This is a genomic window from Anaerobacillus sp. ABD4_527, from assembly GCF_056160805.1.
Map to the genome: position 1 here is coordinate 2,023,205 of NZ_JBSWXZ010000001.1, position 24,232 is coordinate 2,047,436.

The following is a 24,232-nucleotide window of genomic DNA, read 5'->3' on the forward strand; positions in this document are numbered from 1 at the left end:
AGTAAATGCATTCTAGTTCTCTATTCGTTAAGTCTGCCAAAGCGTTATCTCTTCCCACATCATACATCTAAATTTTCAGAAACATCAAATTGTTTGTATTAAAAATCGACAGGTACCTGGTACCTGTCGACTACGTTACGCTTTCCACATGTTCTCTAACACGAGTGCCTGCGTTTCTTCGTGCCGCTTCACTGTTAATAAGCTTACGAGCACATATGACACAAATGAGATCAAGACTGGCAGTACAACCGTATGCATGCCGAATGCATTAGGCAAGAAGGTGTTGAACAAGATATAGGTCCCTACACCCGTCAGCAGTGACGCCATCGCTCCACTCGCATTCCCTTTCTTCCAGTATAGTCCCATCACAACTGGCCAAATAAAGGCTGCTTCTAAGCCGCCGAAAGAGAAAAGGTTCAGCCAGATCAGAAGGTCAGGAGGATTTACGGCCATCAGGAATACGAGGATGCCTAGGACCGCGGTAACTCCGATGCTAAATCGTTTAATCGTTCGATCGCTCGCATCAGACTTCACGTAGTTTAAGTACACATCTTTCACCACTGCAGAGCTTACGAGTAAAAGCAACGAGTCCACCGTAGACATAATTGCTGCCATCGGTGCTGCAAGAACGATCCCCGCGACCCAAGGTGGAAGAACTTCCATTGCGATCCGAGGCATAACCGTATCACCCACTTCGATCCCAGGTAAAACGGCTCTCGCAAAAACACCAGTGAGGTGCATGCCGAGCATGATAAATCCGACAACCACTGTTCCGATGATTAAAGCGCGGTGCATCCCTCTTGAGCTTTTATAAGACATCGCGCGCACGGCAACTTGTGGGAGACCTACCACTCCAACACCTACGAGCAGCCAGAATGATGACACGTAAAGCGGTGTTAAGGAGCGGTCAGGTCCATAAGGCGAGATCAAATTTGGATTTTCAGCTGAAAGGTCTGACATGATGTTTTCGATTCCCCCTCCAGCAATCACTGTCCCCACAAGAATGACGAGAGTTCCAAAAAACATGATGACGCCTTGAATCGTATCTGTGATCGCGACAGCACGAAAGCCACCAATGATCACATAGACAAGGACGGATACAGCAAAAATAAACAGCGCTGCAGTATAAGAGAGCCCTGTTAACGATTCGATCAAGCGTGCTCCACCGACCCATTGAGCTGCCATTGCGGAAAATAGGAAGATGATGATGCTGAGTGCTGATAGAATCACCACTGCTTTACTTCGATACCGTTCTTTCAAAAAGTCGATGAGCGTAACGGCATTGATTTTTCTTGCAACGATCGCAAATTTTTTACCGAGAACAGATAATACAAAATACCCTGTCGGCAGCTGCGTCATTGCGAGTAACACCCAGCCTAGTCCCATTTCATATGCTACGCCAGGACCTCCGATAAAACTGCTCGCACTTCCATACGTTGCGACCATCGTCATCGCAAGAATAAATCCTCCGAGCTCTCGGCTTCCGAGGAAGTATTCATGAAGAAAGCTAGACGTAACAGAGAGATGTCTTGATGCATAAAAACCAACGACGAAAATACTACCTAGAAAAATGAGGAGTGGAATGACGACTTCCCAGTTCAATTGTTCTCCTCCTCATCAAGAGCCACTTCTTTATATAGATACTTTACCGAAAGGATGACTAAAAAGAGTACCACGAGCGTTACAACGATACAGCTATAGAAAAACCATGCGGGTAATCCCCATATGTATTGATAATCCTCTACAGGTTTAGATCCTAAACCGTAAGCAGTCCCATACCATAACGCAAAATTTAGTAATACAAGCCCAACCCCTACGAGGGCTTCACGATTCGCTATTCGAAAACGTGGATCCTCCCCACCTTTTCGCTTTCCTTTTTTCATTCTTATCCCCCTCAACACTACCGCTTCTGCTTCTGTACGTGTCCTATTCTAAATAACATCACAACAGAAAGTCTATAGAGATGATCGTAATCTTATCTTTTGCCTTTTCATTTCATCCTATGAAGCATATAAAAAAGCTTTTGGCCGCAACTCTCGCCAAAAGCTTTTTCGTTAAACAAACGTTTGATTGAAAGGAGTGTTTTTATCCTTCAACCTCAACAGACGTCGCACCATCCACATTTCGCAACAGCTGATAAATATCTGTTGTGTGATTTTTTTCGAACGTTAAAAGTTTAAGTTCGATCTGGCGATTGTGATCCTTTGTATCACGAACGCGTACGTGTTTAATATCGAAGTCATGTTTTAAAATGGCTTTCATAAATACTGTCACATCTTGATCTTCATGAAACGTGATCTTAGCACGCATTTCACGCTGCCTAAGCTGCTTCGGACCAATTTTTTTAATGATGATGGGTAGAACATTGACACTAAACAGGATAATGGCTGCACCAACAAATGCTTCATAGTAAAATCCAGCTCCTGCTGAAATTCCGAGGCCAGACGCTCCCCAGATAATTGCGGCTGTTGTAAGGCCTGAGATCGCATCGTTGTTTCTCCTCAGAATAACACCTGCGCCTATAAAACCTATCCCTGACACGACTTGGGCAGCGAGTCGCATCGGATCTGTTCGAATGTTCGTCGAGAACTCGGCGAATTTTACAGATGATTCGATCGATACGATCGTTAATAAACAGCTGCTCACGGCGATTACCATACACGTTTTCAGTCCTAGAGGCTTATGTTTTAATTCTCGTTCGATTCCAATCATTAATCCTAATAGTGCTGAGATAGCCAGTTTTGCTAGTACAATCATGCTCATAGGAGTCATCTCCAACTCTTTTCTTTATCAATCAAAATTCTTTAAAAATAAGTGAATTTCCTGCGATATATTAAATTTTTATGTGTTTTTTAGTGATTTATGTATGACTAAACGCTTAGTGCCTAGTGCTCATTTTACAAAAATAGTTTGATACAGCGCAATCAGGTAGAAGTACCAGAAATCTATGTATGATAACACTTTCTAAGTAAAACCGCGCACATTTTTAATAAATTTTTTACAAATTTACAAACATTTAAAATAGGAGAACATTTTTGCTAAATCTTTAAATTGACAAATAATTTGCTAAACTGGGTAAGTGCTATTTTAAACAACATGGAGGTTACAACATGGACACCACAGTAGACAGCAAGGTGAAACCGCGTAAAGGTAAGGGGAAACACCCTCCTGGTTTATACTTGCTATTCATCACAGAAATGTGGGAGCGTTATAGCTACTACGGAATGAGATCCATTCTAATTCTATATTTGACGGCTGAATTAATCAGCGGCGGTCTTGGTATGGATAATGGAAAAGCACTTCAGCTATACGGTATATATGCAGGTCTCGTATACTTTACTCCACTCATCGGTGGGTACTTGACCGATAAATTCATGGGATTACGGACAGCCATCACCATCGGTGGTATAACGATGGCCGTGGGTGATTTTACCTTATTTGCAGTACAAGAGCAATGGGGTCTTTATTTAGGACTACTATTATTGATTCTAGGTAACGGTTTTTTTAAACCCAACATTTCAACTCTTGTTGGTGAACTTTATACCAAAAACGATCCACGTAAAGATTCAGCTTTTACTATTTTCTATATGGGAATTAACCTTGGGGCACTTATTTCCCCGCTCGTTGCAGGATTCCTATACGCTGACCTTTTCCACTCAACAGATGGTGGAATTGAAACGTTTGGCTTTAAATATGCTTTCCTTGCGTCATCAATCGGTATGATTATCGGACAGCTTACATTTAACTTGCTTGCGAAAAAGTATCTTGGAGATGTTGGTACAAAACCTTCTTCTCAAAGAGTTTCGCCTACAGTGAAAGGCAAAGCGAAACCACTTACGAAAGTTGAAAAACAACGTACAGCAGTTATTCTTATCCTTGCAGTATTCGTTGTTATCTTCTGGGCTGGTTTCGAACAGGCCGGAGCATCCTTTACTCTTTACACACGTGATTTCATTGACAGAACAGTATTTGGTTACGAAGTTCCTGTATCCTGGTTCCAGTCATTGAATCCACTGTTTGTTCTATTACTTGCTCCTGTAATCTCTGCTCTATGGATCAAGCTATCTAAAACGAAGCGTGGAGACTTCTCCATTCCAACGAAAATGGCGTTCGGTCTCATTCTCCTCGGACTAGGCTTCATGGTTATGGTCCCAGCAGTTCTTATGACAGGCAGTGACGACGGAAGCATCACAGTTAAAGCTAGCATGCTGTTCATGGTCTTCACATACCTCTTGCACACACTAGGAGAGTTAGCACTATCACCGATCGGTCTTTCACTCGTAAGTAAAATGTCACCAGTGAAGATCGCATCACTCTTGATGGGTGCTTGGTTCTTGAGTAACTCAGTCGCAAATTACCTAGCAGGTCATATCGCATCACTAACCACTTCCGCAGGATATCTCGAAATCTTCGTATACCTTGGAGGTGCAGCACTTGGACTAGGAGTAATTCTATTGCTCATGTCTAAGAAGCTTCAGAAGCTGATGCATGTTGATGAAGACGTTCACGGAAATAAGATTCAACAAGCTAGTTAATAGCATTCCAAGAAATCGTGAAATCATTTAAGAGGCGGTTCCCCATTGTTGGGAACCGCCTCTTTTTGTTCGACACCAATCGAGCTAAACCGGGTGGTGACAGGCACCGTCTAACGAGCTAGCCTCACTGCCTTCTTCTGATAAAGGTTAGCATACACATTATCCGAGCGAATGAGGTCATCGTGCGTGCCAAATTCAACGATCTCACCGTTATCGATCACGACGATATGATCCGCATGCTGAATTGTAGAAAGTCTGTGAGCGATCATGATCGTTGTACGCCCTATCATGAGCCGATCGAGCGCTTCTTGCACGAGGCGTTCAGATTCGTTGTCCAACGCTGAAGTCGCTTCATCTAACAGTAAGATTGGTGCATCTCTCAATATCGCACGTGCAATGGCAATACGCTGCTTTTGCCCTCCTGACAACCGTGCTCCTCGCTCGCCTACCTGCGTGTCGTAACCTTTAGAGAGCTCTACAATAAACGAGTGAGCATTAGCCTTCTGAGCTGCTTCGATTATTTCTCTAGAACTTGCTCCTGGCTTTCCTAGAGCGATGTTCTCCTCAATTGTTCCACTGAAGAGAAATGTTTCTTGAGGGACATAGGAAAAATAACTTCTTTGTTGTGAAACGGACATCGATTCGACTGACTTTCCGTCGAATAGAATGTCACCCTTCTCAGCCCGATAAACTCTTTGAAGAAGATGGAGAAGCGTACTTTTCCCGCCACCGCTTGGCCCAACGAGAGCCGTGACTTTGCCTGCCAGGATCGTTAATGAGAAATTCTTAAACAACTTCTCACAGCCCTGGTACTGAAAATCCACATTCTTAAACTCAATACACTGATACAATGCCCTATCCTCATCAACAACTTCTCCAATGGCCATCTCAGGCGGAACATCCATCGCCTCCTGAATTCGCTCCACAGCGGCGATTGAACGCTGAAACCCTCCCCATTCACCCGCTAAATCAGTAAGAGGATAAACAAGGTGCTGCATGAGACTTACAAAGGCGAGAAGGACACCTACCGTAATCTCACCATCTGAAACAAGAAAAGCTCCAAGTCCGAGCGTTATGAAGAAGGACATCGTTCCAGCTAGGTTAGCTGAAGAGTTAAACCAGCTTCGCATTGAAGCTTCTTTTAATTCGTTGTCGAAAAGTTCATCAGAGTTCTTTTTGTATTTTCGTGAGAAAAATTGTTCTAGATTAAAGACTCGTAAAACAAGATTTCCTGCAAAGCTATCATTTAGCGTAATATGGAGGTCTTCCACTTTACCATGAATCGTTCGGTTTCGATCTCTCATTAATTTACCAAAAATAAGTCCGCAAACGAGTGTAAATGGGGCTAGAAGGAGGAAGATCATCGATAACTGCCAGTTGAGATAAATCAAATAGGCAAACACAGAAAGAATCATGATCGGTAGTCTGATAAGATTAAGCAAAACGCCCCCAACCGCTCCATTGATCTTATCGATATCATTCGTTACATTCGATAAAAGTTTACCTGAATGATTCTTTGAAAAAGATGCGTAAGGCATCGATAGAAAACGATGGTACATATCGATTCGTAAATCTTTCTTCACATGACTTACCGTTGACGTTCTAAAATACGTATTAAAATAATCAAGAAAAACACTAACGCATAGCGACCCAAGACCGATTAGAAATAGCGTGAGAAGACTATCAAAGTTACCTTGAACGGCTTGGTCCGTTATATGCTGCATCAGCCAGGCAAACAAAATAATGATAAAAACATCAGTAACTAAAATAAAAAGGAGAAAGCAATAGCTTCTCCAGTACGTTCTGATATAGGGAAAAAGAAAAGCTAATGAACTACGGATATCACCTGCACTAATGCTTCTTTTAATACGAGCGAGAATGTTCATCGGCAAGATCCCTTTTCTTTAGGATTTTGTTCACGTAGATGTGTGCAAGAACAGAGAAAAACCGCAAATAGCTGAACGAGAGACTGTATGCTTTGATAAGAGGACTGTTCATCCTAATCGTTCTATTATTTCTACTAATACTCGTTAACACGCCGATTATTTCACTCTCCCGAACAGGCGCATCAGGGTAAAGATTCGTGTCTCCCTTGAAGATGAACCATTGTTTCGTACTGCTTTTATGAGATTTAATAAACCGATGTCCGGTTAGATTGCCATCTCTCGACTGAAACAAAACGACGTCACCACGTTTGATGAGGGAGAGATCCTTCGTTTCAAATACGCAGCAGTCACCTTCTTTTATGAATGGATACATACTCATTCCTTTTGAAGGAACCTCTAGTTGACCGTGTTCATTCATCAAAGTACGTAGGATTGTAGCATGCTCATTCATGTTGTGACTAAGCCAGCATCCAACATATGATTCAAGAAATCCTCAATATCCTTTTCCGCTACATCATCAGGCACGTCATAGTGACGCTGAATTTCCTCCCTTAAAGAACCTACAGATTGCCTTTCTTTCAAAAGGGACCAGCATTCACCACCGATTCCGTTTAATTTCGTCACGGTATAATCACTCGGGTGGAGAATCACCCAGTTTCCTTCCATTTCCACAGCGTCTAAATTCGTTTTACGAATATAAGTAGTCATTATGATATCTCCTCCCAGAAAGCATCATTCTTCTGAAACTTAAGATTATAGACAGGTACCACTCGAACAAGCTGTTGTAGAAGGGAAAATAACTTTTGAGTTTCTGCTGGATCATACGCCCAATAAAAAATCTTATCGAGCATTTTTATAACACTCTCGGCTTGTTCTACCTTAACTCTCTCGATTTTTGATGATTGTTCAAGAAGTTGGATTCCAGCAAGCATCAGCGGTTTTTCAGAGAAAGAAGCCACCGTATCACTTCTAAAGGGGGAGTCAAACGCCTGAACATCACCACTCGTAACCTTCACCACTGTAGCTTCATCAGATAAGATCGTTCGCGGGCTCGACAATTCGGCTACGGTCGATTTACCTGCACCAGAGTGTCCAGTGAAGATAAACGCTTTCTCATGCTCTTTTATACAAGAGGAATGAATAAGAAGACCCCACTTATGATGAACGATATAAGCACTATACAAGTTCATCAATGCGTGTTTAAGCGCAAAGTCGTTATACGCTTTTATGGTCGCTTTAGCGTAATTTTCGTCTACCTCGATGAGATAGTCGCCGCGGTCATAGAAGACAGATCCGTTACCCTTTTGTATTGTTACATCAAAACTCGTAAAAGGATAACCGTAGCCATATTCTATAGACACCTTTAGTGGTTCTCTAGCACCTTCAGGATTTGGTGTAATCTTAAAATTTTCGTTCACAAAGCCCATCGCTTTATCTGAACTAGTCTCGATCGCTAACAAGTGTTCTCCGATTTCAATCATGACCATATTCATGAACTCTCCCCCCTGCTCTTCACACTTTTAAAATTGAACGGTTGATGAAACATCACTCGATAGTACTCTTTTAAGAGTGTCCATTTCGAAACCGACTCTCGATTATCTCCAAGAAAGTATGTAAGATACATCCTTGGTGGATTGATATAGTAAACCCACTTCATGCCAGTGATCAAATAGCCAGGAGTATCTACGAGGAAGTACTCAAAATAAAATCGATAAAGATAGTAAGCTATATTTTTCTTCCCTGTGTGAGTTCGACGAGCAAGAGCTAAGCTCCAGAACACAAAAGTAGCGTACGGATACGGTTTGATTTTTTGAAGAAATCGACACTCACGGTAAAGAATAGTGAGAACAGCGTTGACTTTTCTCCAGGTTTTATCTCGTTTTGCCCGTTTTCTAATCTCTGAGAATTCAAAATGAGAAGGAAAAGTAGTAATGATTTGAAGCAAGTCTATGAAGTATTTAACTGAATCCATATTGTGTCTCGCAGCATGTAAACACGTATAGTACAACGTATCCTGCTTTGATAACACCCTGACATACTTAAAATCGGAGTATGGCTCAGAATTCACCCAGAAGATATCGGGATCAACGTTGGACGAATATTCTTTATCTAGGTTCCAGTGCAGTTCAACTGATACCGCTAAACCAGCGTTTACTTTTACAAACGTGCAATGATTGTTCGTGGGATCTTCTTCTTCCTCGTTTGTAAATCCTTGTTCTTTTACGAGCGCGATCGCCGTTTGCAGTTCGGAGGGACGGATGAACAGATCGATGTCTGCCGTCCCCCTTGCTGCAAAATCACCAAAATACTCTTCAGAGAAAATAACACCCTTTAACGGAATTACGGAAATGGCTTCTGAATCAAACGCGTCAAGGAGGTGGAATAGTTCATGTCTAAGCATCAAATTCTGATAAGCTGCCCTCTGAGAAGATTCTTTCACTTGCTCTGAGAGGAGTTGAGTTACTCTTTCAGTCTGTGTACGATCCTTAAGATAATGATGTATCTGTGACTTTATAGCGAACACTTCTACATCACGTACCAAACCTATGTAGTCACTTTCCTCCACTTCTACAAGCTCTTCATTAGTGAACAACTTTTCAAGCAAAGACAAGATCATAGCGCACCTCCTCTTAAATGGAAAGATTAATCGTCGTCTCTCTTTCTTCTTCTACCTGATTGCGTTGTTTCAAACGAAATTGCTTGGTGTGCAAGAACTTTAGGAGCTTCGTAAGGTTTCTTCATAAATCCACCTCCCTTTCACTCTTATTCTACTTCACACGTTCATTATAACGCACAGAATGAACAAGTTCAACTATGTTTTATCTAAAAATTCAAATTAGTTACACTTTCATTTTTTGGAAAAAACAAGCTTCATAACTAGTCCAACTTCGTTCAAGCATTCATAAACTAGTAAATAGCAATCTATTTTAAAAGATATAAGGAGGAAGCAACATATGGAAGCTTGTTCACAACGTTTGTTGCAAGAACAAATTAATCGTACAAGCGCTTCAGGTGGAGGCACTGTTCTTATAGAAGAATGCACATATATTCTTACTGAGCCTCTTATCTTGAAAGCTGGTGTTCACTTACAAGGCGCCGGCAAGGGAAAATCAATCCTCAAGATAAATCCTAAAGACGCGAATGGCACATCTGCTAGACACAAGCTCTTAATTGCGGACCGTAGTGATAACATCAAGATTAGTAACGTAACGTTCGATGGCGTTAAGTATAGTAGAGAAGACCTTATCGATGATCCCTATGCACATACCGTTGAAGTTGCATGGTGCAATCAATTCGAACTAGACCAAGTCGAAATCATTAACTCGGCTAGTGCTTCGATCGTTCTTTACAATTCTACTAACGGGACAATCAAGAATTGTTCGATTAAGAACAGTGGATCAAATGGCATATTAGCCCTACAAGATTGTAGGAGCATCTCAGTTCTCAATAACACCATTGAAAATACTGACTTCCAAAACGGCATCTTTTTCAGTTACCAACTCGGTAAGTCATCTTCTACTATTACGATCGAAGGCAACACGATAAAGAATGCTGCTGATTTTGGAATTGAAGTTGGACATACTGTAGCGGAAGGCGACCCTGCTCACACAGAAATCGTCGTTCGAAATAATAGCGTAGTGAACTCACAAAACAGTGGGATCGCATTTAGAACGGTTAGCTTTGGACTGATCGAAGATAATGTGATTGAAGGATACGGGAAGAACGGAGGATACGGAGGAGACGGAATCTTCGTTGAAGGCTTTAGGAATCGTGCGGAAAAAGTCAACGTCATGAATAACATCGTCAAACAAACCAATACCACTGGAAATGCAAATGCGATCTACATTACAGGAGTAGATCAAGTCAACGTGGTAGGAAACCAATTGGTCAATAGCAATGGAAAAGGGGTCTTTGCTCAAGCATCTGTGATGGGAGTGACGACAAGCGATTTTCCAAACGGCAGGAGAAGATACAACAACATTACTGTGCTAGAAAACGAGATTTCAAACCCTAAAGGTGTCGGTATACAGTTTCAAGGAGAAGCTTCTCAAGAAAATAGAATAATTGGAAACATCGTCACGAACAGCGGTGAAGAAGGGATCTTAATAGCAAACCTTGATGATGAGAACAGGGGAATTATGATTGAAAGAAATACCGTGACTTCAAGCTCCTTCGAAGGCATCGGGATGTTTAGACAGCGAGACTTTTTGCTCAATGAAAATAAGCTCGTGAACAATGGGCAGGCTGTTGATGGTGTCGAGAATAGACAATCAGGAGTCCGCTTAACTGCCGTAGGTAATGGCGCACTTACTGAAAATACGTTTAAGGATGACCAAGATACACCTACGCAACTCTATTATATTGTTGTTAGACAAACAAACGGAAGAGTCACAAACGATGGCGTTAGACTAATAGGCGGCACGAAATCGAAGCTAGTGATTAATTCACCAAATTACACCGAATCCGACATTACCTACCAGCCAAAGGACTCTGCTGAATTTGAAGAGAAACTTTTAGAAGCAGTGGATGGACTTGAGAATCTAGATAGTGAAACCATCGATGAAGTTTTAAGTATTGTTAAAAATATCGTTCAGTTTGCTATACGCTCGAACTAATGTAAAACAGTGATAGGGAGTCCCATCACTGTTTTTTAATCCTCAATAAGTCCTACTGCTATTTCATCCAACCTTCCAATAAAATAATCAAGATTAGAGTTTTCACTCACACGAACGAACTCTGAGTCTCTTGCTTCGAGAGATTGAATAGCATCTTTCAACGTCGAAATATCTAAAACGGTCACGATTCGATTCTCCTGCTCCAACCGTTTTGCAAAATACACCTGATGATCATCGACATGTTCAGCAAACTGTGCTTGCCTTGGAACAACAATAGGGGTCTTCCCCATCGAAAGAGGAAGCATAATGCTGCCAGGCCCTCCGTGAGTAATGATAATCGATGCTTGCTGTGCTTTCTCGATCATTTGATCATAGCTTATCAAAGGTTCATACTCGAAGTGCTTCGGTTTATAGGTGGTATACCCTATTTGAACGAAAACTTCTTCATTGATCATCCCTTTCTCAATCAGATCGTCGATTTCACTCACTAATCGATCAAAAGGCTGCTCATGGGTTCCTACGGTTACAAAGATCATAATAATCCTCCTAAAAATTCACCTTTAGGATACATTTTCTTCTGTTCCTCCCATTGAAGGATGAATTTATCTGTAATAGGATAGACGATTTTTCCAGTAAGGGTCGAAAGTTCGATTCGGTCGTACACTTCGATATAAATCAGCTTACTTCCCAGCAGTTTTCCAATATAAAAGAATGGAATCGCAGGTGCAGCACCAGTCGAAATAATAATATCCGGACGTTCTTTAATGAGAACCCTCCAGCTCAAAAAGGTGTTTCTTATCAAGTTTTTGATATTGCGATTCGTAGGATAATGACACCAATAGCGCCTTTCATCTTTCAACAATGAACAGCTATCTTGTTTTTCGAATGTCACCCAGAAGCGTTCATGCTTTCCCCACCACTTTTCTAACTGATACAACTGCATCAAATGGCCGCCGCTAGATCCTACTAAACAAATCTTCATCTAAACATCTCCCATTCGTTTAGATTGGCAAAACGTTTGGTTAAAGTGAACGAATTAGACTTCCGTTAACGTGCACCGTTTTACGCCAGGCTTCTAACGCGATGCTTTGTGGAATGGTTACATCGTCAAACTGCAGCTCTTCCCCTGCTTTCACAGTTCGTTTCAAAGTGGCTTGTGATAACAACCCGATTGGAATATGATCTGGATTTTTTGAAATCTCCGTCACCGTTCCCCTAACATCAAAGCTACCGATTCCTTTCTCAATCCTAGCTCCGGGCGACAGCGTCCTTTTTGCAGTAGCACCTACACTATAGGTGGGCTTCGTTGAGTTATTTAATAGTATCCCCCCGCCTCTTAAGACTCGTTTTATCGTCTTGATGATTTCTAGGTGGCAAAGATGATGATTCTGAAGGATCGTGTAGTACGGTCCTTGCCCCATCTTTAAATAGTTCAGCGCGGCTGCTTGATTACGATTATGTTCAGCTGTTATAAAAACCCCCGGAGGGCCAGAAGAACACAATATGTAATCACTGATCGGAAGCCCTATCTCCTTTGCATCAGCTGCTAGTGTATTCCCTCCCTCTTCAACACTCTTTGCAGAGAGTCCTGGAGACCGATGGTTCGGGAGTGCTCCATTTAATCCATTCGCAACGAGAACTTGTTCAATATTCACCTTTGTACCATCAGTAAATGACGTTACCATCCCCAAACTGATACCATTTTTCTTTGACCAATAGGCCATCTCATCAGGAGTTGGGTTTTCATTCAAATAGCCTTTGATATTTCCATATACGAGAGGGGTAAAACCCATCTCCAACACATTTTCTCTAAGTGCTGCGATCGACCCAGGTTGATCTCCTTCTGCCTCTGTAATAAATCCTTTTTGGGCGAAGTAGGATCCAGTCGTAATCTGCAATTCTGAGTTCATCGTTACAACAGGTAATGAACATTTCATCGCCTCATTGATTACGTAAGATCCATGAAGCACATCTCCTGAACACTCCACGATCAGATCGACACTATCGAGGAATCGATCGACTGAATTTGTTAGAAGGTGCCTTGGTATATTCTTGATAGTAGAAAGATTTCTCCTTGTCAGCACTTTCCCAACAGCTAGTTCTTTATGTTGCTGTAGTAAGTTGATAAGACCTGTTCCAATAAACCCTGTTCCGACAACCCCTATTTTTTTTCTCATTACCAAGTACCCTCCCAATCGAGCCGATCTAATTTTTATATCGTTCTCCCTCCTTAACCTCTCTCAAGACCGTTATAAAGAACGGTCAATCATATCGCTCTCTCTCTCTCTTCTTCTCTCTTTCGCTTCTTAAGAAGGAAGTATGAAACAACGAGGGCAAGATGGAACCACACGAACCCCATCCGGAAACCATTATTAAAGTTGAAGTTCACTAACACCAGGATGCTGCACCCAATGAGACCTAATGAGACAAAATCATTTTTATTATAGGTTTGTTTTAGCATCCAGATGATACGGCTGATGATGAGTAGAAAAATCGCTAACCCTACAACACCTGTATCAAATAATACCGATAAAAATATATTCGCATTTCCTTTTCCAGTGTTGAGATCTCCCCCGCCCGCATATTTGATTTTGTTCTCTTCTAATTCTGATAGTAAAGCCATTCCGCCGCTTCCATTTCCTACGATGGGATGCTTTTGGATGTAATCCCACATGAGTTCGATCGAACCTAAACGGCTATCTGCAGCACCGCGATCAGTTTTGACAGAGGTGGCGGGATTAAAGCGATTCGTAATTTCTTTAAAAATGTTCTGATCGACAGCAAATAGAACGACGAGTAAGAGCATGACTAGTGTTGCTGCGGAAATTGCCATCTTCAGTATTCGAATGTTCTTTGTTACAACAAGTAAGTAAAGACCAGCGAATATGAAGGCTACAATACTCGCTCGTGCCATGCTGATGAAGATGCCTAGGAAAGAGAGTGCCATCGCATACTGCACAAACTTCTCACTAAACAGCGTTGTATCTTTTCGGATAAACAAGACAAGGAACCAGATAGACGTATAGGCTGCGAATAAGCCAAACCAGTCTGGTTCGTATGCAAAAGAAGATGGTCTCGGAATCCCAATCGCATCATAGTGACTGATGCCGATGTGAATTCCCAGAAAGAAACCGATCCACTGCAAGATCCCAACAACCACGACGATGAATCCTGATATGATCGTGAACTTTACGATTTTCATGAAGAAAGACAGCTCTTTTTCCCGAATGCATTGAACGGATATAAAGAAAAACAAGTTCAAGAATAGCTGTCCGATAACCGAGACCCAGAAATCCTTCATGCTCAGAATATGTTGATAGCTCAGAAAGTAACTCAACACCCACAGGTTGATGAGAAAAAATAATGGGACTTTCCATAGCTGTCGTTTTTGCAGTAAATATTCAATTACTAATTTTACGCATACGACTGTAAGCAACAGTTGGTAGATTCGGATGTAAGAACCTGATACGACGATGAACGAAACATCGATGAAGATGACGAGCGCAATCGCTGTAATAAGTCTTTCTATAGAAATAGGATAGAAGAGAACAATCATTACTGGGATGCTTAAGACGACCATGGCCAAGAGATTTACGGTGGACATAAGACCAGATAGACCAGCAAGAAAAAGGATTCCTAAGATCAGTGGAACAGGTAATTTCTGAAGCGTGTGATCCATCGGCGACATCCTCCTAATTTACTTTCCATAAGGCCTTCTTTTCGATCTCCTTCACATACTCCCTTAGCGCCTCTTCCCACCTCCTCATAACGAGAAAGTTATTCAGCGTTAAATTGAACGGTGCCATCGTTGAGTTTTTAGGTCGAGGTGCAGGTGCAGCGTACTCTTCTGTTGTCACTGGTGACAACTCGATCGCGATGTTGGAGACATGAAAGATTTCCTTCGCGAATTCAAACCAGCTGCATTGACCGCTATTTGACACATGATAGGTTCCATATTTCTCAGTTTCAAAGATTTCAATCATCTTGTTCGCAAGATCGTACGTGTAGGTAGGGTTTCCGATTTGATCGGTTACAATTGATAGCGAGTCTTTCTTCTTAGCAAGATCCTGCATCATCGTTACGAAGTTTTTATGGTCTCCGCCATATAGCCAGGATGTTCGAAGGATGAAGTGATTTGGAGAGAATTCTTTCACATATTGCTCCCCTGCCAACTTCGAACTTCCATAAACATTGATTGGATTCGGAGTGTCGTATTCTGTATAAGCTGTTCTCTTCATTCCGTCGAAAACGTAGTTGGTGCTGAGATAAACGAGCTTACTGTTCACGTTCCTCGCTGCAACCGCAACATTTCGACTTCCGACCGCGTTAATTTCAAATGCACGCTGAATAGTTGACTCAGCTTGATCCACATTCGTGTAAGCTGCACAGTGGATGATAACGTTTGGATTTACATTTTTAACCGATTCATTCACAAGTCTTTGATTCGTAACGTCTAACTCACGACTTCCAAACGGGTAAACGAGATAACCTCGGCTTGATAAAATGGGAACGAGCTCACTTCCAAGCTGACCCTTTGCTCCAGTGATCAACACCTTTTTCATTTCAGCACCGCCTATCCTATTGATGCACTACACTTTGCTCAATCGTATCCCTATAAACCTTTTCGAATCGATCGACAACTGATGCCCAGGAATAGTTTCTCGCAGTTTCGATCGCTGCTTGTTTTAATTGATCTTTGTTTGACATCTTAATCACATCATTTACGTGAAGAGCAGCTGATTGAACGTCAGTAAAATCGACCACGTAGCCGTTCTTTCCATGATCGACCATTTTCTTAAACGATGGAATATCACTTAAGATCGGGATTGCTCCTGAAGACATCGATTCTAATGCAGACATGCCAAATCCTTCGTAAGCGGAAGCCGAGATAAAGTATTCAGCTTTCCCCATCTCTTCTAAAAGTTCTTCACTAGGCAAAGATTCTCTGATCGACACATAATCTTCTAACTCATACTCTGCGATTTTGTTAATCAAGCCATCTTTCAAGTTATCGAAATCTTTTCCTACGATGCAAAGGCTGATATCCGGGTTTTCATCTTTTAAGAAGTGAATTAACGTCACAAGTTTATCGATCCTCTTGTTTTGAGAAAACCTTCCAACAAACAAGAACCGATTTCGTTGCTTTTTAACGTGTGAAACACGATGGTACGTTTCAAAGTCGATACCGTTTTCGATAATTTCCGTCTTTCTCTTCCCAAGTGGTTGAAAGAGTTCGTAATCGTTGATGCTGCAAGCGACGATACGATCTGCTTGCATAAGACTCATCCGCGTCATCGTTTGGAAATAGACTTTCTTTAACTGTACAAGATCTTGAGTATGAAAAAATCCGCCGTGTGTGGAAAGGACGATCGGTTTCTTATGGATTGCTTTCAACCATGAGAAGTAATCGATAAAAAAATCAACGGCATGGACATGAATGAGGTCATAGTTCGATAGATAGGAAATAGAAGAAAGCGCAACAGGATACTTTTTTGAACCGACATACGGGATGCGCGTTACATGAATTCCATTTTCAATCGATGATGTTGGAAGTTTGTTTCCAGTAGCAAACTCTCGGTCCAGTGTAAGTACGTCAGAATCAATGCCCTTCTGCTTCAAATGCAAAGCGAGACTCTCAACAAAGCTTTCCATCCCGCCAATTGAAGGTCGAAACTGCCTGACAACATGCAGCACGTTCATCGCATTTTCACCGTCCTCTCGTATGTTCTCTATATAGAACGATTGTAACATCAGTTTCACTATTGTACAATATAGCGAATGATTTAATTCTATAAAAAGAACAAATTAGTATGATTCTATGTTATTTTGTGTTTCGATAGCTTCAGAACTCTCAATGATGATTGGTACATACGCCCCATCAACATCAGCGATTCGAAGCGTATTGTTCGTAATTTGGCCATAGCGTGTGCTCACTACTTTGATTGCAGCTTTCCCACCACTTTCCACAGTATTCTCATCTAGCCGCAAATCATCCTGATTGTAAACTTCGATCCCGTTCGCTTCGTTATCTGTGACTTTATTGTCTTCTATAGCGAGTCCACTGCTACGATGGATGTTTGCGACAAAAATACCTGTTGACCGGTTCCTTTTCACATGGTTATCAATGATTTCATTATTCTCTGAACCCGCTCCTTGTAAGTGGATTCCTTCGTTCTTACCTTCGAAAATCTCGTTTTGTTTAATTGTGATTCGCTCGTATTCTCGTAAACCATCTTTAAAATCTGCCGTTACTTCCCCTAAGTTAGAAGCCTGAACAAATATGCCTTTTCCGTTACTGTTCAATACGGTATTCTTTTCGACTGATGCCCCATCAATTCCAGTAATGTAAATACCGTTAGCATTTCCACTCTCATAAGTTTGTTTCACGATATTGTCTGTAATAGAGACGTCATACGCCTTATTAAATCCACCTTCAACAAAGATTCCATCTCCACCATACCCACCGGTCTTGCCGTACCCTTCGATCGTGTTATGTTCAATTCGCCCCTGGCTGACTGTGCGAAAGGCAATGCCTGCGTTTTGAGAATGTAGGACAGTGTTCCGTGCTATCACAATTTGACGGTGAGGGGTGTCACCCTCTTTAACGTTATGGCCAACTTCAATACCAAAGTCTCCAGCATTCTCGACCGTATTTTCTTCGATTATGATGTTTTCACTCGATTTACCTTCCTGATAGCTAAAATAAATTCCGTTCTGATAATCTACCTGTTTGATCCTGTTACGTTTAACGACAATGTTTTTCATAGCCTGAAGCCCAAGTATTCCATTAGAGCCACTGTCTATAATCGTATTGTTCTCAACAAGACCATCTTCAGCATTATAGAGAACGATCGAGGCACCTGCTGAATTGATGATAGTAGTATCATAGATTTCGAAGTTTTTTACGAACGGAAAACTGATCGTGTGTGCACTAGGATCATCGATCAACGATTCTCTATTTTGTTTGTCACCATCGAATGTGATGTTACTAACTTTCACATCAACTGCACCTTCTTCTGCTTCTAGTAACTTAGCACGGTTAAGTTCACCATGAATCTTCGCTTTGATCTTAAGAATGGTTTGACCATTCTCCGCCCCTTTTAAATGCACACCTGATCTTAGAACGATTGTGTCTTCTAGATAAATAGTTCTAGGAGGTAGCTCTACAGCCCCTCCTCCCTCTCTATGTTTCTGATCGATCGATGCCTGAATGTCATACCCTTTTGGAAGAACGAGTATGAATACGGCGACAAAGACAAGGAAAAGGGAAACAAGCCATTTTACAACCATAGCTCCCTCCTAACTCAATTCTCCTGCTGACTGTGCCATTTGATAAAATCGAATAGGATCTTATACTCACTGAGCTGCTGCGTTGTGATCCCTTCTTCATGAGCAAGTTGTACGACTCCAGTCAGCTCATTCGATAGCGATAACCGGTCGACATCCAGTAAGTCATATAAATCGACTTCGAGCACTTTACTGACACGTAATAGCACATCGATCGTCGGATTCGTCTTAAGGTTTCGTTCAATATTGCTAAGGTAAGATTTTGAAACTAACGCACGCTCAGCGAGAACAGATAATGAAATCCCCTTTTCCCTTCTAATCTTCCTTACATTTTCTCCTACCATGTGAGAGAGTTCCCCCTCATCCCAACAGACAGCTGGCACCTTTCCTTTACTCATCTCAACCATAGAGCTTTTCACTCGCTTTGTTTTCTACGGCTACATCGTTGAATAAATCTGCTGGTGTGACTGCCCCCGTTAAATGCTTTTTCAACCATTCCTCTCCTTTTGAAAATAGGTTAAGAGAAACGAGTTTCTCGATCGTTTCTTCATCGAAACGATATTTCAGTACTTTTGCAGGTACCCCGCCCACAATCGCATACGGAGGAACATCTTTCGTTACGATCGACCCTGCAGCAGCGATCGCCCCTTCCCCAATTGTTACACCGTCTAATACGATGACGTTCGCACCGAGCCAAACATTATCGCGAATCGTAACCCCTTCGAAGTGATCGTAATACTCTTTATCGACCCACGTTTCGTTATTTAGTTGGCCGAACGATGAATAAAAAATAGGAGAAGTACTAACGAAATGGGCAGGATGGGAACCGAGACCCATCTGGCAACCTGGTCCGAACGAGCAATAAGACCCAATCGTGCTATTCATGATGTTATTGTTTCTAGAAGCATACGTATAATCACCGATCGTAGAGTGAGACACCCTAGAGTAATCGTTGATTCCACAATGTTTGCCCATTCTCGTCGTATTCGGGTCGATCTGAACGCCTGGTCCAATGTAGACTGCTGAATGAAGCTGTTTGAACTTCTTCAACTTAAACCAATTTTTTACGGAGTGTGGAATAGACTTCTTTAGGAACTTCATACCTTTCCCCCCCTCTTCCTATTCCTAATTGGCTTTCTGAACTCGTTTGCCCATCGCTCGTCTGAAGTAATCGATAAAAGCAGAAACGATGGCTTCACGAATACTATAAAACTCTTTCCCTTTTAGAAAATAGAGCACGTACTTTACTGCGTTCTTCACAATAAAATAAACGAAAAAGATCGGATAGATCGTTTTCTTCGCATACCTCGACATGAAAAGAAGGTTGTTGCGTGTTCCATAATAGTTTGAGAGAGGAGAACGGTAGCCAGTTGTCGCTTGAACTTTGTGATAGACGAGAGATTGTGGAACATACCGCAATCGATAGTTTGCTTTTTTTATTTCGAGACTATAAGCCACATCTTCGAAATATAAAAAGTAATCTTCAGGAAGATAACCGACTTCTTCGATGAGATGAACAGGGAAAAGAAACACACAGCCAGTTAAGAACCCTTCATCTGTTGCATCTCGCTCCTGCCGTACGTCTTCTTTATGAAACGGTGTACCGATCAGCCATCGAATTCCACCACCGCTATACCACGTCTCTTCAGGTCGATCGTAGTAGTTAATATGAGAACAGCATCCTCCTATATCAGGACTCGAAGCACATTCTTCAACGAGAGGGCCAAGGAAATCAGGATCGACGATCGTATCGTTGTTTAATAGGAGCAAGTAATCGAGTTCCGGAAACGCTTCTAGAGCAAGTTTGATCCCCGCATTATTTCCCCCAGCAAATCCAAGGTTTTCTTCAAGTTGAAGTAGACGATACCTACTTTTTGACAGATACGTATCTAGCTCCTCTCTTTCAGAGGAACAATTATCTACTACGATCACCTCATAGTTTGGATAGTTGACCTTCTCAAGTGACTCAAGGCACTCGATCGTATCACTCGCATTGTTGTAATTTACGATAATCATACAAACGGAAGGTGTACGCTTCATTTAACTCCCTCTCAATAAGTCATATTTTGATCAAGGTTGATACTGCTTTACATAATAAGAAACATATTCACCAGTCTTAACCCTTTCCCACCAACCTCGGTTCTTTTCATACCATCTAACGGTTTCTTCTATTCCTTCATCGAACGAATAGCGTGGTTTCCAGCCAAGATCAGTCGAGATTTTCGTTGCATCGATCGCGTAGCGCCGATCATGACCAGGACGATCTTTAATGAACGTGATCAAATCCCGGGAACAGCCAACTTTCTTAACTAACTCTTCTACTAACTCGATATTCTTTCGTTCGTTGTTTCCACCTATATTGTAGACCTCACCTGCCTTACCACCGTGCAGAACAAGGTCGATCGCAGAGCAATGATCGTCAACATGAAGCCAATCTCTTACGTTCTGTCCATCACCATAAATCGGCAGTTCCTTACCTTCGAATGCATTCGAAATCATCAGAGGAATCAGCTTCTCTGGAAACTGATAAGGACCATAGTTGTTGGAGCATCGCGTAATACAAACATCTAACCCATATGTTTTGAAATACGAAAGTGCAAGTAAATCAGCGCTAGCTTTCGATGCTGAGTATGGACTTGATGGTGAAAGGGCCATCTCTTCATGAAAATATCCTTCTGCACCAAGAGAACCGTACACTTCATCAGTCGAGATCTGCACGAACTTAACACCGTACGTTTTTGCTAAATCAAGCAACACATGCGTACCGATGATGTTCGCATTCACGAAGCTTTCTGGATGCTCGATACTTCGATCAACATGTGATTCTGCCGCGAAGTTTACAACAGCGTCTATCGAGTGAGTCTTAAAAACTTGTGCCATCGCTTCCCGATCACTAATGTCAGCATGCACGAACGTATAGCGGTCATCATGTTCAATTTGTTTTAAGTTTTCAAGGTTACCTGCATACGTTAACGCATCGACATTGATGATCGAGTACGTAGGATGCTTTTCAAACAAATGATGGATAAAGTTACTTCCGATAAATCCCGCACCACCTGTCACCAACACCTTCACGTCTAGCTCACCTCCTCGTTGCTTCTGTCACGTCTTTTAAAAATGGTAACCCTGTGTCTTTCTCAGATAATATCGGTGTAGCAGTTGGCCAGGTAATACCTAGGTATGGGTCGTTCCAGACGATTCCTCTCTCATGTTCTGGAGAATACACGTGATCGACTTTATATAAAACCTGCGTGTTCGCTTCGAGTGTGCAAAACCCATGCGCGAAACCTTGAGGAATCAGGAGCTGACGATGATTCTTTTCACTTAACGTTAGACCGATCCAATGACCGTAGGTTTTTGAGTTCTTACGAATATCTACGGCTACATCGTAAATCGATCCAGCGATGACCCTGACAAGTTTCGTTTGGGCATAAGGTTCTTCTTGGTAATGCAACCCTCTGATGACGCCTCTCTCCTTTGATAACGAGTGGTTATCTTGTACAAACGTGTAATCCAGCCCATGTTCAAGAAACGTTTCTTGATTATAGCTTTCTAAAAAATACCCGCGATCATCTCCAAAAACATCGGGTTCAATGATTTTCACGCCGCTAAGTTTCGTATCGATTATCTTCATCACCTGACCCCCTTCGTTTTTACTTCATGAGAAGCGCTTCTTTTTGGAATAATGTGCTAAAATCTACTTCCTCTGTCAATCGATTCGCAAGCGCATACGACTTATGAGTACCGGCATCCGTCCAGTTCCCTGAAAGAATATCGAACGTTAAGTTTCCTTTTCTGATGTAGGCATTGTTCACGTCTGTGATCTCCAATTCACCTCGATCAGAAGGTGTCAAGCCATCGATCACATCGAATACGTAAGGATCGTACATATAAATACCAGTCACTGCGTAGGTCGATTTTGGAATCGCTGGTTTCTCTTCGATCGAAAGGATGCGATCTTTCATCAATTCAGGTACACCAAACCGATGCGGATCCTCAACTTCCTTGATTAAGATTTTTGCGCCACTAGGTTGAAGATCATAGTTTCGGATATAAGTAGAAAGATCATCAGAGAAAATGTTATCCCCAAGAATAACGACCATTTTTTCACTACCTACAAAGGGTTTTGCAAGTCCCAGCGCTTCAGCGATTCCTCCAGCGTTATCCTGGACTTTATATGTGAACGTCACATCGAATTCATGCCCACTTCCAAGTAGATTCACCACATCACCCATATGCTCACGTCCTGTGACGATCAAGATATCCTTAATATCTGCTTCTTTCAGTTTGTAAATCGAGTGATAGATCATCGGATACTTCCCTACAGGCAGCAGGTGCTTGTTCGTGACTTTTGTTAAAGGGTACAACCGTGAACCAGTTCCGCCGGCAAGAATGATTCCTTTCATGTTATCACCTCATATGATTTTCTGTTTGTCATCACGACGCTTCTCTCCTTTATTGAACAAGATCCTTTTCGACTTCACGAAGCGAGAAAGATCGACCTCTCTTCTAAAAGCAGAAAGGACTAAAGAGAGAATCATGATGAAAACTCCGCCTATAATAAAGGATACGAATCGATGCATCGGAATGAGCATCATCGTCATCATGTACACGCCAAGGGCGATGATTCCTGAATTGATGAATGTCAGTAAAATCTGCTTGTAGGGAAGTAAATCGCGTTTTTTAATGTTAAATATTTTCGAGACATCCCTTTGTTGAAGGTACACCCCGATATAAGCCGCCAATACTGTTGCAGCAGCAACGCCAAGATAACCGAAGAAGAATAGAAACAGGAAACTTAGTGCGATATTGAGAACAACGGTGATGATCGTGTTGTGAAGGAGCAGTTTTTCGTTCCCCGAGATTTGTAGGAGCGTATAGAAAACGGTAAACCGCAGTGGGAATTTCAGCAGATAGATCACGAAAATAAGCGATGCGCTTAAATACACGTCTGAATAGATGATCTCGATGAACTGCTGATGATAAAAAAGTAAGATCCAGAACAGCGGAAAGATGATGACAGCAAGTGAACGACTCGTTGATGACCAAAGGTTCATCGCACGGTCTTGATCACGATCGACATTATAGATTCCGCTTAGCCTTGGAAGCATCGCCGTGATGACCGACACCGTAATAATCGCCATGAACGGAACTTCTTTTGCCGCAATTGAGAAGATAGCAAACGTTTCAACGGCGAAAAACAGACTCACGATAATCTTATCTGTTGATTGCATGATCACATCGAGCGCTGTTACGGACCCTAATGAGAAAGTATATTGAAATTGACGCTTGATCAGGCCCATATCGAATGAGAACTGAACGTTTTCAAGTGATAAAAACGTAAGGTGGAGAAGAATTACGCGCGCGATCTCCATCGTCCCGATCGTCATGACGATCAAGTAAAGATCTTTCGTTTTATAGGCGACATACACGACCAATAGGAGATAAATAAAGTAGTAGCTGAGTGTAAAGATGCTGAATACTTTTACTCTACCTACCGAAAGAAATAAGTTCTCCAGATAGCTTCCTAGAATTGTGGCAAAGCACCATAATCCTAACCACAGCGCATATTTTCTTAAATAGCTATCTTCAAGGATGAAACCATTGTGAAAAATCAGCATGAAGGAAAGCAATGTGAACAAACCTAGTGCTAAGAGCGTGATGAACGTATTCGAAAGGACACGTGCTTTCTCTTCAGCGTCACTCGTCTTGTTGTAGAAATAGGTGAAGGTGGTTTGCATTTCAAATGGAACTAACGCTCCCACCATGATCGCGATCAACAAAACTTGCTGATAGATCCCCATCTCACTGACGGAAAGAATTCTAGCAAGAATCATCATGGTGAAGAGAGCGACAAGTGATTTTGCCATGCGATAGCCTGATAATAAAATCGAGTCCCTAAGCATAA

Annotated in this window: 24 protein-coding genes; 2 read left to right on the top strand and 22 right to left on the bottom strand. The window is 41.9% G+C overall.

Annotated features, from left to right (window positions below; genetic code table 11):
* Window positions 1-135: 135 nt before the first annotated feature.
* From panF to ACXAHI_RS10460, 3 genes are all read right to left on the bottom strand, one after another.
* Window positions 136-1,602, bottom strand: coding sequence for a sodium/pantothenate symporter (panF, locus tag ACXAHI_RS10450; protein WP_474847526.1), 1,467 nt, complete (start codon window positions 1,600-1,602; stop codon window positions 136-138).
* On the bottom strand, window positions 1,599-1,883 hold the full coding sequence (locus tag ACXAHI_RS10455; RefSeq protein ID WP_474847528.1) for a YhdT family protein: 285 nt from the start codon (window positions 1,881-1,883) through the stop codon (window positions 1,599-1,601). Before ACXAHI_RS10455 ends, panF begins: the two co-directional genes overlap by 4 nt.
* Before the next feature lie 202 nt (window positions 1,884-2,085).
* Window positions 2,086-2,763, bottom strand: coding sequence for an MgtC/SapB family protein (locus ACXAHI_RS10460; protein ID WP_270180220.1), 678 nt, complete (start codon window positions 2,761-2,763; stop codon window positions 2,086-2,088).
* A gap of 347 nt (window positions 2,764-3,110) precedes the next feature.
* Here ACXAHI_RS10460 and ACXAHI_RS10465 point away from each other — a divergent pair, with 347 nt between their 5' ends.
* On the top strand, window positions 3,111-4,535 hold the full coding sequence (locus tag ACXAHI_RS10465) for a peptide MFS transporter (RefSeq protein ID WP_474847530.1): 1,425 nt from the start codon (window positions 3,111-3,113) through the stop codon (window positions 4,533-4,535).
* A gap of 110 nt (window positions 4,536-4,645) precedes the next feature.
* Here the strand turns inward: ACXAHI_RS10465 and ACXAHI_RS10470 are convergent, their stop codons facing one another.
* Genes ACXAHI_RS10470 through ACXAHI_RS10490 form a run of 5 tightly spaced genes read right to left on the bottom strand, consistent with a single transcriptional unit; the run spans window position 4,646 to window position 9,038 of the window.
* Window positions 4,646-6,421 carry an ABC transporter ATP-binding protein gene (locus tag ACXAHI_RS10470; protein WP_474847532.1) on the bottom strand — a complete coding sequence of 592 codons (1,776 nt, stop codon included), beginning with the start codon at window positions 6,419-6,421 and terminating at the stop codon, window positions 4,646-4,648.
* Complete coding sequence (locus ACXAHI_RS10475; RefSeq protein WP_474847534.1) at window positions 6,399-6,872, bottom strand: signal peptidase I; 474 nt, start codon at window positions 6,870-6,872, stop codon at window positions 6,399-6,401. Before ACXAHI_RS10475 ends, ACXAHI_RS10470 begins: the two co-directional genes overlap by 23 nt.
* Window positions 6,869-7,129: a PqqD family protein gene (locus ACXAHI_RS10480; RefSeq protein ID WP_474847536.1), complete on the bottom strand. Its 261-nt coding sequence runs from the start codon at window positions 7,127-7,129 to the stop codon at window positions 6,869-6,871. The genes ACXAHI_RS10475 and ACXAHI_RS10480 overlap by 4 nt, the downstream gene beginning before the upstream one ends.
* The gene (locus tag ACXAHI_RS10485) at window positions 7,129-7,914 is read right to left on the bottom strand and encodes a hypothetical protein (RefSeq protein WP_474847538.1); all 786 of its coding nucleotides are present in this window, start codon (window positions 7,912-7,914) and stop codon (window positions 7,129-7,131) included. Before ACXAHI_RS10485 ends, ACXAHI_RS10480 begins: the two co-directional genes overlap by 1 nt.
* The gene (locus ACXAHI_RS10490) at window positions 7,911-9,038 is read right to left on the bottom strand and encodes a nucleotidyltransferase family protein (protein WP_474847540.1); all 1,128 of its coding nucleotides are present in this window, start codon (window positions 9,036-9,038) and stop codon (window positions 7,911-7,913) included. The genes ACXAHI_RS10485 and ACXAHI_RS10490 overlap by 4 nt, the downstream gene beginning before the upstream one ends.
* A gap of 337 nt (window positions 9,039-9,375) precedes the next feature.
* On the opposite strand from ACXAHI_RS10490, the gene ACXAHI_RS10495 reads away from it, so the two are divergent.
* Window positions 9,376-11,037, top strand: coding sequence for a right-handed parallel beta-helix repeat-containing protein (locus ACXAHI_RS10495; RefSeq protein ID WP_474847542.1), 1,662 nt, complete (start codon window positions 9,376-9,378; stop codon window positions 11,035-11,037).
* Window positions 11,038-11,072: 35 nt separating this feature from the next.
* On the opposite strand, the gene pssE is transcribed toward ACXAHI_RS10495, so the two are convergent.
* From pssE to ACXAHI_RS10565, 14 genes are all read right to left on the bottom strand, one after another.
* Window positions 11,073-11,573: a PssE/Cps14G family polysaccharide biosynthesis glycosyltransferase gene (pssE, locus tag ACXAHI_RS10500; RefSeq protein WP_474847544.1), complete on the bottom strand. Its 501-nt coding sequence runs from the start codon at window positions 11,571-11,573 to the stop codon at window positions 11,073-11,075.
* Window positions 11,570-12,019 (bottom strand): PssD/Cps14F family polysaccharide biosynthesis glycosyltransferase, encoded by a 450-nt coding sequence (gene pssD, locus ACXAHI_RS10505; protein ID WP_474847546.1) that lies wholly within the window; start codon window positions 12,017-12,019, stop codon window positions 11,570-11,572. Before pssD ends, pssE begins: the two co-directional genes overlap by 4 nt.
* Window positions 12,020-12,059: 40 nt before the next feature.
* Entirely contained in the window at window positions 12,060-13,214 is a 1,155-nt protein-coding gene (locus ACXAHI_RS10510; protein ID WP_474847548.1) for an NAD(P)-dependent oxidoreductase, read from the bottom strand.
* An 89-nt stretch (window positions 13,215-13,303) separates the two neighbouring features.
* Window positions 13,304-14,716, bottom strand: coding sequence for an O-antigen ligase family protein (locus ACXAHI_RS10515; protein WP_474847550.1), 1,413 nt, complete (start codon window positions 14,714-14,716; stop codon window positions 13,304-13,306).
* Between the two features lie 13 nt (window positions 14,717-14,729).
* A complete protein-coding gene (gene rfbD / locus ACXAHI_RS10520) occupies window positions 14,730-15,599 on the bottom strand; it encodes a dTDP-4-dehydrorhamnose reductase (RefSeq protein ID WP_474847551.1) in 870 nt (289 codons plus the stop codon).
* 16 nt (window positions 15,600-15,615) lie between these two features.
* Window positions 15,616-16,737: a glycosyltransferase family 4 protein gene (locus ACXAHI_RS10525; RefSeq protein ID WP_474847553.1), complete on the bottom strand. Its 1,122-nt coding sequence runs from the start codon at window positions 16,735-16,737 to the stop codon at window positions 15,616-15,618.
* Window positions 16,738-16,842: 105 nt separating this feature from the next.
* On the bottom strand, window positions 16,843-18,327 hold the full coding sequence (locus ACXAHI_RS10530; protein ID WP_474847555.1) for a right-handed parallel beta-helix repeat-containing protein: 1,485 nt from the start codon (window positions 18,325-18,327) through the stop codon (window positions 16,843-16,845).
* Between the two features lie 14 nt (window positions 18,328-18,341).
* Window positions 18,342-18,668, bottom strand: a complete 327-nt coding sequence (locus ACXAHI_RS10535; RefSeq protein ID WP_270180235.1) for a helix-turn-helix domain-containing protein — start codon at window positions 18,666-18,668, stop codon at window positions 18,342-18,344.
* A gap of 55 nt (window positions 18,669-18,723) precedes the next feature.
* Window positions 18,724-19,425: a CatB-related O-acetyltransferase gene (locus tag ACXAHI_RS10540; RefSeq protein ID WP_474847557.1), complete on the bottom strand. Its 702-nt coding sequence runs from the start codon at window positions 19,423-19,425 to the stop codon at window positions 18,724-18,726.
* Between the two features lie 24 nt (window positions 19,426-19,449).
* On the bottom strand, window positions 19,450-20,364 hold the full coding sequence (locus ACXAHI_RS10545) for a glycosyltransferase family 2 protein (protein WP_474847559.1): 915 nt from the start codon (window positions 20,362-20,364) through the stop codon (window positions 19,450-19,452).
* Window positions 20,365-20,394: 30 nt separating this feature from the next.
* Window positions 20,395-21,399, bottom strand: coding sequence for a dTDP-glucose 4,6-dehydratase (rfbB, locus tag ACXAHI_RS10550; RefSeq protein WP_474847561.1), 1,005 nt, complete (start codon window positions 21,397-21,399; stop codon window positions 20,395-20,397).
* Between the two features lie 7 nt (window positions 21,400-21,406).
* Window positions 21,407-21,958 (bottom strand): dTDP-4-dehydrorhamnose 3,5-epimerase, encoded by a 552-nt coding sequence (rfbC, locus tag ACXAHI_RS10555; protein ID WP_474847563.1) that lies wholly within the window; start codon window positions 21,956-21,958, stop codon window positions 21,407-21,409.
* 19 nt (window positions 21,959-21,977) lie between these two features.
* Window positions 21,978-22,730, bottom strand: coding sequence for a sugar phosphate nucleotidyltransferase (locus ACXAHI_RS10560; RefSeq protein WP_474847565.1), 753 nt, complete (start codon window positions 22,728-22,730; stop codon window positions 21,978-21,980).
* Between the two features lie 9 nt (window positions 22,731-22,739).
* Window positions 22,740-24,230, bottom strand: a complete 1,491-nt coding sequence (locus ACXAHI_RS10565) for an oligosaccharide flippase family protein (protein ID WP_474847567.1) — start codon at window positions 24,228-24,230, stop codon at window positions 22,740-22,742.
* Window positions 24,231-24,232: the final 2 nt, after the last annotated feature.

Excerpts from the sequence above, each read along its gene's own strand:
- ACXAHI_RS10525 (WP_474847553.1), bottom strand. The coding sequence starts at position 16,737 with ATGAACGTGCTGCATGTTGTCAGGCAGTTTCGACCTTCAATTGGCGGG.
- ACXAHI_RS10475 (WP_474847534.1), bottom strand. The coding sequence starts at position 6,872 with ATGAATGAGCATGCTACAATCCTACGTACTTTGATGAATGAACACGGT.
- rfbD (WP_474847551.1), bottom strand. The coding sequence starts at position 15,599 with ATGAAAAAGGTGTTGATCACTGGAGCAAAGGGTCAGCTTGGAAGTGAG.
- ACXAHI_RS10560 (WP_474847565.1), bottom strand. The coding sequence starts at position 22,730 with ATGAAAGGAATCATTCTTGCCGGCGGAACTGGTTCACGGTTGTACCCT.
- ACXAHI_RS10565 (WP_474847567.1), bottom strand. The coding sequence starts at position 24,230 with ATGCTTAGGGACTCGATTTTATTATCAGGCTATCGCATGGCAAAATCA.
- ACXAHI_RS10545 (WP_474847559.1), bottom strand. The coding sequence starts at position 20,364 with ATGAAGCGTACACCTTCCGTTTGTATGATTATCGTAAATTACAACAAT.
- ACXAHI_RS10465 (WP_474847530.1), top strand. The coding sequence starts at position 3,111 with ATGGACACCACAGTAGACAGCAAGGTGAAACCGCGTAAAGGTAAGGGG.
- ACXAHI_RS10485 (WP_474847538.1), bottom strand. The coding sequence starts at position 7,914 with ATGAATATGGTCATGATTGAAATCGGAGAACACTTGTTAGCGATCGAG.
- pssE (WP_474847544.1), bottom strand. The coding sequence starts at position 11,573 with ATGATCTTTGTAACCGTAGGAACCCATGAGCAGCCTTTTGATCGATTA.
- ACXAHI_RS10480 (WP_474847536.1), bottom strand. The coding sequence starts at position 7,129 with ATGACTACTTATATTCGTAAAACGAATTTAGACGCTGTGGAAATGGAA.
- pssD (WP_474847546.1), bottom strand. The coding sequence starts at position 12,019 with ATGAAGATTTGTTTAGTAGGATCTAGCGGCGGCCATTTGATGCAGTTG.
- ACXAHI_RS10495 (WP_474847542.1), top strand. The coding sequence starts at position 9,376 with ATGGAAGCTTGTTCACAACGTTTGTTGCAAGAACAAATTAATCGTACA.
- ACXAHI_RS10490 (WP_474847540.1), bottom strand. The coding sequence starts at position 9,038 with ATGATCTTGTCTTTGCTTGAAAAGTTGTTCACTAATGAAGAGCTTGTA.
- ACXAHI_RS10460 (WP_270180220.1), bottom strand. The coding sequence starts at position 2,763 with ATGAGCATGATTGTACTAGCAAAACTGGCTATCTCAGCACTATTAGGA.
- ACXAHI_RS10515 (WP_474847550.1), bottom strand. The coding sequence starts at position 14,716 with ATGGATCACACGCTTCAGAAATTACCTGTTCCACTGATCTTAGGAATC.
- ACXAHI_RS10455 (WP_474847528.1), bottom strand. The coding sequence starts at position 1,883 with ATGAAAAAAGGAAAGCGAAAAGGTGGGGAGGATCCACGTTTTCGAATA.
- ACXAHI_RS10540 (WP_474847557.1), bottom strand. The coding sequence starts at position 19,425 with ATGAAGTTCCTAAAGAAGTCTATTCCACACTCCGTAAAAAATTGGTTT.
- ACXAHI_RS10470 (WP_474847532.1), bottom strand. The coding sequence starts at position 6,421 with ATGAACATTCTCGCTCGTATTAAAAGAAGCATTAGTGCAGGTGATATC.
- rfbC (WP_474847563.1), bottom strand. The coding sequence starts at position 21,958 with ATGAAGATAATCGATACGAAACTTAGCGGCGTGAAAATCATTGAACCC.
- ACXAHI_RS10530 (WP_474847555.1), bottom strand. The coding sequence starts at position 18,327 with ATGGTTGTAAAATGGCTTGTTTCCCTTTTCCTTGTCTTTGTCGCCGTA.
- ACXAHI_RS10510 (WP_474847548.1), bottom strand. The coding sequence starts at position 13,214 with ATGAGAAAAAAAATAGGGGTTGTCGGAACAGGGTTTATTGGAACAGGT.
- ACXAHI_RS10535 (WP_270180235.1), bottom strand. The coding sequence starts at position 18,668 with ATGGTAGGAGAAAATGTAAGGAAGATTAGAAGGGAAAAGGGGATTTCA.